12 protein-coding genes and 1 pseudogene are annotated in these 12,357 nt (G+C 69.7%); 4 read left to right on the forward strand and 9 right to left on the reverse strand.

What is annotated here, in order from left to right; genetic code table 11:
* Positions 1-44: 44 nt before the first annotated feature.
* Positions 45-464 (reverse strand): ester cyclase, encoded by a 420-nt coding sequence (locus ACTWQD_RS12520; protein ID WP_443196455.1) that lies wholly within the window; start codon positions 462-464, stop codon positions 45-47.
* Between the two features lie 307 nt (positions 465-771).
* On the opposite strand from ACTWQD_RS12520, the gene ACTWQD_RS12525 reads away from it, so the two are divergent.
* Positions 772-3,387, forward strand: a complete 2,616-nt coding sequence (locus ACTWQD_RS12525; protein ID WP_443196456.1) for an AMP-binding protein — start codon at positions 772-774, stop codon at positions 3,385-3,387.
* 34 nt (positions 3,388-3,421) lie between these two features.
* Here ACTWQD_RS12525 and ACTWQD_RS12530 read toward each other — a convergent pair whose 3' ends face one another.
* The 6 genes from ACTWQD_RS12530 to ACTWQD_RS12555 form a co-directional block, all read right to left on the reverse strand.
* On the reverse strand, positions 3,422-4,783 hold the full coding sequence (locus ACTWQD_RS12530; protein ID WP_443196457.1) for an MFS transporter: 1,362 nt from the start codon (positions 4,781-4,783) through the stop codon (positions 3,422-3,424).
* A 74-nt stretch (positions 4,784-4,857) separates the two neighbouring features.
* Positions 4,858-5,460 carry a class I SAM-dependent methyltransferase gene (locus ACTWQD_RS12535; protein WP_443196458.1) on the reverse strand — a complete coding sequence of 201 codons (603 nt, stop codon included), beginning with the start codon at positions 5,458-5,460 and terminating at the stop codon, positions 4,858-4,860.
* 51 nt (positions 5,461-5,511) lie between these two features.
* Positions 5,512-6,846, reverse strand: coding sequence for a diacylglycerol/lipid kinase family protein (locus ACTWQD_RS12540; RefSeq protein WP_443196459.1), 1,335 nt, complete (start codon positions 6,844-6,846; stop codon positions 5,512-5,514).
* 96 nt (positions 6,847-6,942) lie between these two features.
* Positions 6,943-7,278, reverse strand: coding sequence for a cupin domain-containing protein (locus tag ACTWQD_RS12545; RefSeq protein ID WP_443196460.1), 336 nt, complete (start codon positions 7,276-7,278; stop codon positions 6,943-6,945).
* 430 nt (positions 7,279-7,708) lie between these two features.
* Positions 7,709-8,113, reverse strand: a complete 405-nt coding sequence (locus ACTWQD_RS12550; RefSeq protein ID WP_443196461.1) for a VOC family protein — start codon at positions 8,111-8,113, stop codon at positions 7,709-7,711.
* A gap of 80 nt (positions 8,114-8,193) precedes the next feature.
* Entirely contained in the window at positions 8,194-8,499 is a 306-nt protein-coding gene (locus ACTWQD_RS12555; protein ID WP_443196462.1) for an acylphosphatase, read from the reverse strand.
* A 203-nt stretch (positions 8,500-8,702) separates the two neighbouring features.
* Here ACTWQD_RS12555 and ACTWQD_RS12560 point away from each other — a divergent pair, with 203 nt between their 5' ends.
* Positions 8,703-8,966 carry a YegP family protein gene (locus tag ACTWQD_RS12560; protein WP_443196463.1) on the forward strand — a complete coding sequence of 88 codons (264 nt, stop codon included), beginning with the start codon at positions 8,703-8,705 and terminating at the stop codon, positions 8,964-8,966.
* Positions 8,967-9,018: 52 nt separating this feature from the next.
* Positions 9,019-9,294, forward strand: a pseudogene (locus ACTWQD_RS12565) (ATP-binding cassette domain-containing protein); the annotation flags it as partial.
* Here the strand turns inward: ACTWQD_RS12565 and ACTWQD_RS12570 are convergent.
* Together ACTWQD_RS12570 and ACTWQD_RS12575 are read right to left on the reverse strand one after the other, a co-directional pair.
* Positions 9,280-10,074, reverse strand: coding sequence for a hypothetical protein (locus tag ACTWQD_RS12570; RefSeq protein ID WP_443196464.1), 795 nt, complete (start codon positions 10,072-10,074; stop codon positions 9,280-9,282). The pseudogene ACTWQD_RS12565 and the gene ACTWQD_RS12570 sit on opposite strands and share 15 nt — an antisense overlap.
* 49 nt (positions 10,075-10,123) lie before the next feature.
* The gene (locus ACTWQD_RS12575; RefSeq protein WP_443196465.1) at positions 10,124-10,852 is read right to left on the reverse strand and encodes a hypothetical protein; all 729 of its coding nucleotides are present in this window, start codon (positions 10,850-10,852) and stop codon (positions 10,124-10,126) included.
* Between the two features lie 181 nt (positions 10,853-11,033).
* Between ACTWQD_RS12575 and ACTWQD_RS12580 the strand changes: the two genes are divergently transcribed.
* Entirely contained in the window at positions 11,034-12,335 is a 1,302-nt protein-coding gene (locus ACTWQD_RS12580; protein ID WP_443196466.1) for a mechanosensitive ion channel family protein, read from the forward strand.
* The last annotated feature ends 22 nt before the right edge of the window (positions 12,336-12,357 follow it).

A 12,357-nucleotide genomic window follows, 5' to 3' on the forward strand; every position in this document is an offset into this window, starting at 1 on the left:
CCGACGGCGGTCTTGCCGGCCGCCGTCGTGCTTCGGTTTATTGCTCAGGCCATTGCCATGGCGCCGATCTGCCGCATGATGGCCATGTTGTCCGTGGTGCCCCAGTGCTCGGCCACCCGGCCGTCCTCGACACGGATGATGTCGGTGCAGTCGAACTCCACGCTCTTTCCCGTGGCCGGGATACCGGCCAGCTCACCGCGGTGGGTGCCCGTCAGGACCACGTGGCACGCCTCCATGTTGCCCTCGCTCAACGCGGGTGCGAACTCCTTGACCCTGATGTCGGGGAAAGCCTCCCGCATGGTGCTGACGAAGAACTTCACCCCTTCCTTGCCGGCGGGCTGCCCCGGGAGGCCCTCCTCGTGATCGAGGAAGGTGTCCGTCGCCATCTCATCGATGAGGGAAAGATCCCCGCTCTCAATGACACTCCTGTAGAACCGCTCCAGCAGGCCATTACCTCCAGACATTTCCGACTCCTTGCTGACGAGAGACCGAATTGGATCCCCCAGCGCATTGTTCGACGGCGGCGCGCCGGCCCGATGGTCCGGTCACCGTCCCGGGCAGGGAGCCCGCGCGGAGCGCCGCGAAAGACTGTGATGGAAGAGGATGAAACGGGGAGAAATGGCCCGTTAAGGCCGAACATAGGCCGGTGCATCAGGCCTGTCAAGAGGCCCTTGGTGGCACCGCCCGGGGCGCCCGACGGCGGGAGGATCAGCCCGGCGTCGGGCACAAGTCCATTTGAGTTAGGTAAGGATACCCTTATAAAGTTCCACGGTGACTATTGAGCCAGTTTTGACGGGAGTCTCGTTTGCCGCCGGCCTGGCCGCCTTCGGAGACCGCACCGCTGTACGTGTTGACGGCGAAGCGGTCAGCTACTGCGAACTCGCCGACCGGGTGGACACTGCCGCCCGCTCCCTGGGGACCGTGCGCCGCCTGGTGGCCCTCGAAGCCGACAATTCCCTGCCCTCCCTGGTGGTGTACCTGGCGGCACTGTCCTCCGGGCACCCGCTGCTCATTCTGCCCACCGGCGGACGGGCCGCCGAATCCCTGGTGGCAGCCTACGATCCGGACGTCCTGGCCCGCGTTGAAGGCGGTGAAGCCGTCCTGGAAGAGCGGCGGGAGGGCACCCGCCACGCACTGCATCCCGAACTGGCGCTGCTGGTGAGCACGTCCGGCTCCACCGGCTCGCCGAAGCTGGTGCGGCTCTCCGGGGATGCGGTCCAGGCCAACGCGGCCGCGATCGCAGAGTACCTGCAGCTGCGCCCGGAGGACCGGGCCGCCACCACACTTCCCCTCTCCTACTGCTACGGCATGTCCGTGGTGAACAGCCACCTGTCCGTCGGGGCCTCCGTGGTGCTGACCGACCTTTCCGTGGTGGACCCGTGCTTCTGGGACCTGGTCCGCACAGAGCACGTCACCTCCTTCGCCGCGGTACCGTACACGTTCGAGCTGCTGGAGCGGGCAGGCTTCGCGGACATGGACCTGCCCAGCCTCCGCTACATCACCCAGGCAGGGGGCCGGCTGGCTCCGGAACGGGTACGGGCCTACGCGCAGCTGGGCCGCCGCCGGGGCTGGGACCTGTTCGTCATGTACGGGCAGACCGAAGCCACGGCCCGCATGGCCTACCTGCCGCCCGACGTCGCGGCGGGGCACCCGCAGGCCGTGGGCATCCCAATTCCCGGCGGCCAGTTCCGCCTGGCCCCAGTTCCCGGGCTGGAGGAACGCGAACTCGTCTACAGCGGACCGAACGTCATGCTCGGCTACGCCGAGACACCCGCGGACTTGGAACTGGGGCGCACGGTCACGGAACTTCACACCGGAGACCTCGCCCGCCGGACCGCCGATGGCCTCTATGAAATTGTTGGCCGCCGCAGCCGCTTCGTGAAGATCGTGGGGCTCCGGGTGGATCTTGGCCAGGTGGAGCGGATCCTCGCGGACCTGGGCGTGTCCGCCGCGGCCGCGGGCCAGGACGGGCGCGTGGTGGCCGCTGTGGAAACCGCTGCCGCTGAATCCGGCCGTGACCTGGCCCTGATCGCCAAAACGGTGGCCCAGGAGGCGGGTGTGCCGCGCTCCGCACTCCACCTTCACCCGGTCGCCGCCATCCCCCGCCTGGCCAACGGAAAACCGGACTATCCGGCCATCCTGGCCCTCCACGACGAGTCAGCAGAAAGCGGCACGGGCGGCGGCCCGTCAGGGGCCGTGGACGATGTGCGGGGCATCTTCGCGGACGTTCTCGAACAGGAGGACATCAGCGACGCGGACACGTTCGTCTCGCTGGGCGGGGATTCACTGTCCTACGTCGCCGCGTCGGTCCGGCTGGAGCGGGCGCTCGGGGACCTGCCCCGGGACTGGCACCTGCTGCCCGTGGGTGAGCTGGAACGGGCCCGCGGTGCCGCGGCAGATCTCCGCTCCGCTGCGGATCCCGGCGCCGCCGGCCCGGTGCGGGCGGCGGTGCAGAAGTGGCGGAACCGGCTGCTGGCACCCATGGAAACGGGAATTGTGCTCCGTGCCGTGGCCATTGTCTTCATCATCGCCACGCACGTCCGGTTGTTCTCCTGGGAAGGCATGGCGCACGTGCTCCTGGCCGTCGCCGGATTCAACTTCGCCCGGTTCCAGCTCAGCGGCCCGCCCGGCGCGCGGCTACGGCGGCAGCTCCGGACCGTCGCCCGGGTGGTGGTGCCCAGCATCGCGGTGATCGGGTTCGCGTTCGCCGTGACCGACTCCTACACCTGGGCCAACGTGTTCCTGCTCAACACCGTCCTGGGCCCGGAAGGATGGACGGACTTCTCCCGCTTCTGGTTCGTGGAGATCCTGGTGCACATCCTCCTCGGCATGGCCGCGCTCCTGGCGATACCAGCGGTGGGGCGCGCGGAACGCCGGTGGCCGCTGGCGTTCCCACTGGCTCTGTTCGGGGCGGACCTGCTGCTGCGGTTCCGCATCATCGACCTCCCGTACCCCGGCCAGGGCCCGGTGCTGTGGCTGTTCGCGCTGGGGTGGGCGGCCGCCGCGTCTCGGACCCTGCGGACGCGGGCCGCCGTGACCGCCCTGGCCGTGCTGACCATCCCGGGAGCGTTCGACGACGGCTACCGCAACGCCACGATCCTCGCCGGATTCCTCGCCCTGCTCTGGCTCCCGACCCTCCCCGTGCCGCGCGCCCTCCACGCGATCACGGGCCTGCTGGCCAGCGCCTCCCTGTACGCCTACGTGACCCATTGGCTGGTCTATCCGCTGTTCGATCAGACCAGCAAGGGCCTGGCCGTCGCGGTCTCCCTCGCGGTCGGCATCGCCTACTGGGCGGCTGCCACGCGTGCCATGAACGCCGCGGAACGCTGGCTTCGACGGCGGTCCGCCGGCCGGCGGCTCCAGCACCAGCCCGACGTCGGGCGCTAGCTCCGCCGCTCCAGCACCAGCCCGACGTCGGGCGCTAGCTCCGCCGCTCCCGCCACAGCAGCGCCACCACCAGCACCACTCCCCCGATGCCCAGCATCGCCATCACCGCCAGCCCCCAGTTGGCCTGCGTGACGCCCGGGCCGTAGAAGATCCCGATCAGCACGGTGGCCGTGATCGCCCCGAGGTACCGGCAGGTCTGGAAGATCCCGGCGGCCACGCCGCGCTCCTCCGGCCGGGTGGAGAGGAACATGCCCTGGTTGTAGGCGATGCCGGCCACGCCGTACGGCACCCCCAGCAGTGCGGTCAGCGCCAGCACCAGGGGAATGGAGAAGGAGGCGGTCAGCAGCCACATCGCCGCGGAGGCGGCCAGAAGCAGCACGACGCCGGCCACCAGCACGCGTTTGACCCCGAACCGGTCCATCGCGCGGACGGCCACCGGCGTCGAGACCACCGAGACCGCGGCCAGCGGCAGCACCAGGAGCCCCACCACGCGGGGGTCGTACCCGCCGGCCTCCTGCAGCAGCTGCGGCAGGCCGAAGAACGCGAAGTAGTAGACGCAGCTGAACAGGGCGAATCCCAGGTAGACCAGCAGCAGCGGCCGGTTCCGGCCCAGCAGCCGCAGGTCCAGGAACGGCGGGGCGAACCGCAGCTCCCGCCACACGAACAGCACCGCCAGCAGGGTCCCGCCGCCCAGCAGCCACCAGCGGTACCCCGGCAGCACGTTGAGCAGCGCCATCATCACCAGGACCAGGGAGCCGGTGAACGCGAGGATGCCGGGGAGGTCCGAGTCGCGCAGCAGCTCGGCCGCCGAACCGCGCTCCCGGGCCCCATCCGCCGGGGCGAACCGGCGCACCAGGAGAATTGCGGCCAGGGCCAGCGGGACGTTCAGCAGGAACAGAGCCTCCCACCCGACGAACCCCACCAGCAGCCCGCCCACCACGGGCCCGACGGCGGCCGCGGACGTGTTGGCCATCTGGATCCGGCCCAGCGGCCGGCTGGACTCCACGTTCGCCTGCCTGGCCAGGGCGCCGACCATCACGACGGCGCTCGGGTAGGCGGCCGCCGTGCCCAGGGCCATCACGGCGCGGGCCACGCACAGCACCGCAAAGTTCGGCGAGAACGGGGCCAGCGCGCAGGTCACCGCCACCAGTGCCATACCGATCATGAACAGCCGCCGCGGCCCGAAGCGGTCCGCCAGCCGGCCCATCAACGGCTGCCCCGCCGCGGAGGTGAGGTAGAAGGAGGTGATCACCCAGGTGACGGTGGCGACGTCGAGCCCGAAATCAGCGCGCAGCACCACCAAGGCGACGGCGATCATCGAGGAGTTCAGCGGGTTCAGCGCCGTGCCCAGGCTGAGTCCGGCGACGGCCAGGCCCGTCCGGGGAGAGTTGCTCACGGCAACAGTCTGTCCCACCGCGGGCGTCAAAATCGAACCCGACGCCGCTTTCCGTGCCGCGCGTCAGCCACGCGTCAGGGCTTGCGGGCGATCACGTCGTAGATGTGCCAGTGCTTGGGGCCGCGGAAGGACTGGCCGTCGGCGTCGTACACCTCGAACTTGCTCAGCTCCAGTCCGGCGAAGAGCCGCCGAGCCTGCGCCTCGGTGTGGAAGTTCCATTCCGGGATGTCCGCCCAGGAGTCGCGGTGGCCGAACAGGTTCACGGCCAGCACGCCCCGGCTCCCGAGCGCGGCCAGCACCACGGCCCAGAACGTGCCAAACCTGTCCGGGTGGATGAAGGGCAACGAATAGCCGGCGAAGATGAGGTCCGCCGTCGGCAGGGTGCGGAGGTCCTGGAAGGCCCGCACCTCGATGCTGAGCCGGCCGTCCGCGTCCGCCGGGACGATCCGGAGCAGCCGTTTCCGGGTGTCCGGGAGGGAGTCGACGGCGTGAACCCGCCAGCCGCCGTCGAGCATTGCCAGCGTTTCCTTCCCCGCCCCGCAGCCCAGATCGACGGCCTGGCGTCCGCCGCCCGGACCGGCGAGCGCCATGGCGTCCAGGCAGAGGGACCGCACAGGCCGGCCCGCCTGGGCCGCGTTGTACTCCCTCCAGACCTTGGTGCCCGCGCGGCTTTCCACAGATCCATTTTTCCACTCGGCGGCCGGCTGCACCATGGCCAACGCCACAGGTCAGACCGTTGCGCCCGCCGCGGCCCGGCGCCCCCACGCAAGTTCGCGGAGCCGGATCAGGTCCAGCGCAGGCTGGGCCGGAGGCACTCCCGGACGCTTCCGCGGGACCAGGACGCGGAGCGCACCGGGTTCCACCGTGCACCGCACCGGGGTGGGGATCAGCAGCGCCTCGCCGTCGACGCCGACCGGGATCTCGGGCACATCGGCGTCGACCACCACCTCCGTCGCGGTGCGCTGGATCAGGCCGCGCCTGGTGGCCCGGCGCAGCAGGCCCACCGCTTCGCGGGTGGTGGAAGCGGAGAGTGCCACCGCCCCCAGCACACCCCGGTCCAGCCGGGTGCGGCGGCCCAGGCCCGCGAGGTCGTGGCTGCCGTACGGGCCGTTGCTGACCAGCACCGCCTGCGGTCCGTCCACGGTGGTCCCGTCGAACCGGGCGCGCAGCCGTGCACCTTTGTCGCCCTTGATGAGGTCCGGGAGCATCTGCAGCACGGTGCCGGTTTTGTCGTCGCGGTACTCCGGGCTCTGCACCACCTCGGCGTAGACCCCGAAGGATGAGTTGTTGACGAAGGTCCGTCCGTTGATCTTCCCCAGGTCCACGTGGAGCTCCACCCCGTCGCGGAGGGCATCGAGGCAGCCGGTGGGGTCTTCCCGGTCCAGGCCCAGGTCCAGGGCGAAGTGGTTGCGGGTGCCGGCGCTGATCACCAGGAACGGCAGGTTGTGTTCGGCCGCGATGCCGGCCACCAGGGCCTGCGTCCCGTCCCCGCCGGCGACGCCGAGCAGGTCGGCTCCCCGCTCCACTGCCTGCCGCGCCAGCGCGTCGACGTCTACCGTTCCCGGGCCCTCGAGGAGTGCCACCTCGGCACCAAGTTCCTCCGCTTTGCGCTGCAGGTCGAATTTCACCACTTTGCCTCCGCCGGAACGCGGATTCATCACCACAAACGGGTGCTTCCACGCCGGCGCGGGGTACTCCTTTGGCACCTCCAAGCGCTGCCGGAGGGCGGCCCGGGCGCAGACCAACGCCACGAACACCAGCCCCACCGCAACCGCCACCTCCCACAGCAGGCCCCTTTGCAGAAGGAGGAAGAGGACCACCAGAGGGGCCAGCACTGCCAGGGCCAGGGCGCACCAGCGCAGAATTCCGCGGCTGATGAGGGCCCAGTAGATCCCGGCCACCGTTACCACCACACCTCCGGCAACGGTGAGAAGCAGGGCCACCAGTCCTGTGACTCCGGCGGCTGCCAGCAGCAGCACCACCGCGCACAGCACTGCTGCGTAGGATCCCCGCGCCCACCACCGCCGGGTCGCCGGAACCTCTTCGAAAGGAATGACAGTCATGTCCTGCTCCTTGCGGTCGTCCGGCCCGCGTCGATCGCCCCGGCCGATGCCGCCTCACGATCTTCCTGGCCGGTGTTCCCGCCTGCGGCTGCGCCGTCAGGTTTTGATTTTCGCGACGGTCATCAGGATCGCCGAGTCCTCTTCTGCCTCCAGGCTGTGCAGCCCGTCCGGCACAATCAGCAGGTCCCCGGTCTTCCCCTGCCAGGATTCCCCGCCGGCCCTGAGCCGCACGCAGCCGCGGAGCACAAACACGGTGGCCTCGCCCGGGTTCTGGTGTTCGCTCAGCTGCGTCCCCGCCCGGAAGGCCATCACGGTCTGGCGGAGGGTCTTCTCGTGCCCGCCGAACGCCGTGTCCGCAGCCCGCCCGCTGGGTGCCGCCACCGCAGCCGCGATCTGCTGCCGGGCAAGGGCATCGAGCGATATCTTCTGCATGGGCACACCCTACTCAGAATCGTGCCTGCTGCCGAGGGTCCTTTGCCCCGGTCGCGGCAGAACCCGGCATGCGCGCGGCCCCGGCAGGAGGGGACATGCTCATTCTTCACGCCCAGGACCGGACACTGCGGGCATATGTCCACTGGTGTGGGCGACGGCGGGGCATGTCCCCCGGAGGATCAGAGAACCAGGCTGCCCCCACGCGCCCTGTTGGTGGGACATGCCCATTCTTCACGGCAGGAACTGGGCACTGCGGGCATATGTTCAGTGGTGTGGGCGACGGCGGGGCATGTCCACCGGAGGATCAGAGAACCAGGCCGCTCCCACGCGCCCTGTTGGTGGGACATGCCCATTCTTCACGGCAGGAACTGGACACTGCGGGCATATGTTCACTGGTGTGGCCCGCGGCGGGGCATGTCCCCCGGGGTGGTCAGGACGAGGCCGGCTCGTAGCCGATCAGCCAGTGGAGTCCGTGGCGGTCGATCACCTGGCCATCGGAGGCGCCCCACGGTTTGGGGGCCAGCGGATCCACCACGCGGCCGCCCACGGCGAGCTGGTCGAACCAGCCGTGCAGGACCTCCGGTTCGGCCGTCCCCAGCAGCGAGAGCATCAGGCCCTCGAACCGGACCGACTGGCCATCCGCCGGAGCATCCGAACCGGCCAGGGACACCACGCCGCTGAGGACTCCGTGGGCGATGTGGTCCGGCGGGCCGTCGCTGCTTCCGAACTCCCCCTTGGTGTACAGGGCAAGTTCACCGCCGAAAACGTCGCAGTAAAAGCCCAGCGCTTCGCGGGCGGTGCCGGGGAAACTGACGTAGATCATGGGTGCTGTCATGGGGCACAGCCTACACACCCGGGATTCTCTGGCACCGGGGACCCGTTGACAACGCCCCGCGGTACCCCGCCACCCAGGCGTCAGTACACGACCCGGAAATTGCTGAACGCCCCGGTGGCCCGGGAGACCTTCTCGTCCACGGTGTCCACCCTGCCGGGTGCGTCCGGCGAGCGCAGCCAGCGCCGGAACTCCAGCACCACGGACTGGGGCCCTTCCGCCACGATGCCCACGGTGCCGTCGTCGTTATTCCTGACCGTGCCGGTCAGCCCCAGCTCCTCAGCCTTGCGCACGGTCCAGTACCGGAATCCGACGGCCTGCACCACACCGTCCACGCGCGCGGTCAGCCGGACCCATTCGCCGGCGTCGCCCTTTGCCACCTCAGCCATGCTCCCAATCTAGTGCCACTCCCGCGGGCCGGGGCAGTGGCCCTGTGTGTTTTCCACAAGGGGACCTTCGCCCCTTACGCCGGGACTGCCCGGCCGCAAGGATGGTCGGGTGCACTGTGGGGACCTGTCGAGCCAACGGCAGGGGCACGTGGAAGTGCTTCACCCTCCCGCCGTGCCGCGTTGCCCGAAAGGACAAGAACAACATGGCAGGACAATTTGAAATCTTCACGGACGCAGAGGCGAACGTCCGTTTCCGGCTCCTCGGCGCCGACGGAACGGTCTTGGCGATCTCCAAGGCCTACGAGGACAAGCGCGCAGCCGCGGACGGCATCATGGCGGTCCGCGAGTGCGCCGGCACCGGCCTGATCAAGGAAGCCCGCTCCAACGCCTGGGGCGGCACCGGCAGCACGCGGGCAGGCCTGCCGAAGCCTGCGCACCGCCGGCACCGGCACATCCCCGCCGTCTAACCGGCGGATCGGCACACCCCGGGCGGGCAGCCCGGCACTATCGGGAGCCGCTATGGACGAAGCACTGGTCCACATCAGCAGCTTCCGGCTGGACTTCGGCGACGCCACCGTGGTCCGCGACCTGTCCTTTGACGTGCACGCCGGCGAGACCTTCGGCTTCCTCGGCAGCAACGGCTCCGGCAAGACCACCACCACCACCCGTGCCCTACTGGGCATTTACGAGCCCACGGCCGGAGCCCTCCACATCAATGGCCGGGCCGCGGCGCACTTCGGCCGGGGAATCCCCGACGGCGGCGGGCCGCTGAGGCGGGGCCTAACCCGCCGGGATTTCCCCGGGGCGCAGCGACGTGATCATCGTCCGGATGTCCCGGTACTCCGGCGTGGATTCGTACAGCCTGGCCTTCTCGAGGTACGGCAGGGACGGGTCGCCGGGCGTTGTGTTGTTCTCCGGGTTGTACGTCCCGCCGAAGAACGCGCCGCTCGGCGGCCAGAGGAACAGGTGGAACATAGGGCATGCCAGGTCCCCCGACTCTTCGGGCACCATGGTGATGCCATACGCGGCGATGGTGGACTGCGTGGCCAGCGGGTCGGGGTCGTCTCCCCGCGATTCGAACACATAGCGGGGCACCCCGCCATCGGCGCCTCCACCCTCGGCAAGCTCCACCATCGGCGCGCTGTCGTAGACCTCATACGGGGACTTGCCCATGCACTCCGCACCCGTCACGATGTTGGTCCGCAGGCTGGCCATGGGCTTCCCCTCGGCGTTGACCACGTCCACAAACTCCCCGCCCAGCGCCCCGCCGGGGTCCCTGACCGTCCAGCCCGCGGGATAGTCGAAGGACAGGCCGGCGTCCGTCGTCGTGAACGTCTTCCAGCCCGACGACGGCGTCCCCTCCGAAGGCGACGGCGTGCTTCCCGACGGCGTCGTGCCTGACGGCGTGCTGCCCGACGGCGTGCTGCCCGACGGCGTTGTGCCTGTGGGCGTCGCGGCCGGGGGCGCCGCACTTCCGTCCGGCGTGCCCGGCACCAGGTCGCAGGACGTCAGCAACAGGACCAGCCCAATGGCAGTGCCGAAGGCGAGGATTGTGGCGCGGGCTGTGCCACGCATCCGGGCCTCCAGTGCCGTGCCGGGTGGTCCCGCCGGTTTCCTCACGGTCCTACTTTCCGGCCGGCCGCAGTGACGTGATGGCCTGCTTGACGTCTTGGTACTCCGTGGTGTCCATGTATACCTCGGGGGTGTCCACATTCTGGGGAGCCCCCGGGGTGGTGTCGAACGGGTCATAGATGCCGCTGAACATGGCACGGTTGGGCGGCCAGGTGAAGTAGTGCGAGATGGGACAGGCCGTGTCCCCGAATGGCTCCGGCTCGGACGTGATCCCGTAACCGAATGTCATTCCCCGGGACGGATCGCTCGCCGCCGGATCGGTCCGGCCCTCATACACAAATCTGGGGGCCTCCCCGTCCTGGGCCAGCGCAGGGACGGGCTCGGTGTCGTACACCATAAAGGGCAGCTTCTCCGGGCACTCGGCACCCGAGGTCATGCCGGTCCGCAGTGTCGCCATCGTCCTGCCGTAGTCACTGACCAGGGCCACAAAAACACCGCCTTCGGCCGGCGGGCCCGCCGGGTCCACGATCCTCCACGCCTCCGGGTAGTCGAACGCCAGCGTGCCGTCCGACGTCGTGAACGTCTTCCAGCCGGCCGGAACCGGAGCGGGAGACGAAGTGGCGGTGCCGGGTGAGGCGCTGGCCGTTCCCGGCGAGGCGCCGGCCGACGTCGCCGGCGGGGAACCGGTGGCGGGCGCCGAAGCGGGCGACCCGCACCCTGCGAGCAGCGCGGCCGCGAAGAAAGCGCAGACAACAGTGGCGGTTGAAGCGGCTGGGCGCATGACACCCTCCCCCTGGGAAAGTTCAGTGATTGGACCATTCTCGGTGGTCCCGGCGGGGAAACTAGGGCCTTTGTACCCCTTGGTGCCCATGTGTTCAGGGCATGGCGTGCGGCCGTGATGCTTCCCACGTTGACGCCCCGCTGATTTCAAATGGCCGCCGAACCTTGCTAGAGCTTAACTAATGCAAGACGCCCTCGATCCCGCCATGCCCTTTCTGGTCCCCATCCTCGCGGTCGCGCTCGCCGTGGCCGGAGGCCTGCTCGCCTCCTGGCTGGTGCGGCGTGTGGTGCTCCGGCTCAACCGCAAGCAGGAGGCCCTCCGGGAGACGTCCCGGGTGGCGCGGATGCCGCTGCGCCTGGCGCTCTGCCTGATCGGCGTCCGGATTGCGCTGGGCCTGACCACCGAGGACGCCGAATGGCGCCGCAACGTGGACCACGCCCTGCAGATCGCGCTGATCGGTTCCCTCGCGTGGCTGGCCATCGCCGTCCTGCTCATCATCGAGACCATGGTGCTCACCCGCTACCGGGTGGACGTGGCGGACAACCGCCGTGCGCGGCGGCTCCGCACCCAGGTGATCCTGGCCCGGCGGATCGGCGTGGCCCTGATCGCGATCGTGGCTTTGGGCATCGCGATGCTGACGTTCCCGGCGATCCAGGCCCTCGGCGCAGGGCTCCTGGCCTCCGCCGGTGTGATCTCGATCGTGGCCGGCCTGGCCGCCCAAACGTCCCTGGTCAACGTCTTCGCCGGCATCCAGCTGGCCTTCACGGACGCGATCCGGGTGGACGATGTGGTGGTGGTGCAGAAGGAATGGGGCCGCATCGAGGAAATCACCCTGACCTACGTGGTGGTCCACATCTGGGACGACCGCCGCCTCATCCTTCCATCCACCTACTTCACCACCACCCCCTTCGAGAACTGGACCCGGCGGCAGTCCGAGGTGATGGGCACCGTGGAGTTCGACCTGGACTGGCGCGCCCCGGTCGAGGACATGCGCGCGGAGCTCAAGCGTGTCCTGGCCGGCACCGACCTCTGGGACGAGCGGGTGGGCATCCTGCAGATCACCGACGCCACCGCCGGCTTTGTCCGGGTCCGCATCCTGGTCAGCGCCGCGGACAGCGCCACCCTCTTTGATCTGCGCTGCCTCATCCGCGAGGAACTGGTGCTCTTCCTGCAGCAGGAACACCCGACGGCGCTCCCCCACGTGCGGCTCGAGCCGCTCGGTGCCGCTGCGCTGGGCACCGGGACGACCGGCGTCGGGACGCCCGGGGCTGCTGGCACAGCTGACGCGCCCGCCGGCACGACCACCGCCGCGCGGACCCGGAAAATCTCCGCGGCGGATGAAACCGTCCGGCACCCCGCCGACCCGCACGACTCCCAGCTGTTCACCGGATCCATCGAGGCGATCCAGCGCTCCAAGGCCTTCACCGGCCCCGGCGAGGAAGTGTTCGAGGACCGGGACAAGAGCATCGCCGCGCAGAACTAGGTCTTCCCAGCCTCCCGGAACT

The sequence above is a fragment of the Pseudarthrobacter sp. 1C304 genome (genome assembly GCF_052245515.1).
In the GTDB taxonomy this organism is placed as follows: Bacteria; Actinomycetota; Actinomycetes; order Actinomycetales; family Micrococcaceae; genus Arthrobacter.

Bases quoted from the DNA above. Each gene is read 5' to 3' on its own strand.
- ACTWQD_RS12520 (WP_443196455.1), bottom strand. From the start codon at position 464: ATGTCTGGAGGTAATGGCCTGCTGGAGCGGTTCTACAGGAGTGTCATT.
- ACTWQD_RS12540 (WP_443196459.1), bottom strand. From the start codon at position 6,846: ATGACTGTCATTCCTTTCGAAGAGGTTCCGGCGACCCGGCGGTGGTGG.
- ACTWQD_RS12545 (WP_443196460.1), bottom strand. From the start codon at position 7,278: ATGCAGAAGATATCGCTCGATGCCCTTGCCCGGCAGCAGATCGCGGCT.
- ACTWQD_RS12550 (WP_443196461.1), bottom strand. From the start codon at position 8,113: ATGACAGCACCCATGATCTACGTCAGTTTCCCCGGCACCGCCCGCGAA.
- ACTWQD_RS12555 (WP_443196462.1), bottom strand. From the start codon at position 8,499: ATGGCTGAGGTGGCAAAGGGCGACGCCGGCGAATGGGTCCGGCTGACC.
- ACTWQD_RS12560 (WP_443196463.1), top strand. From the start codon at position 8,703: ATGGCAGGACAATTTGAAATCTTCACGGACGCAGAGGCGAACGTCCGT.
- ACTWQD_RS12570 (WP_443196464.1), bottom strand. From the start codon at position 10,074: ATGCGTGGCACAGCCCGCGCCACAATCCTCGCCTTCGGCACTGCCATT.
- ACTWQD_RS12575 (WP_443196465.1), bottom strand. From the start codon at position 10,852: ATGCGCCCAGCCGCTTCAACCGCCACTGTTGTCTGCGCTTTCTTCGCG.
- ACTWQD_RS12580 (WP_443196466.1), top strand. From the start codon at position 11,034: ATGCAAGACGCCCTCGATCCCGCCATGCCCTTTCTGGTCCCCATCCTC.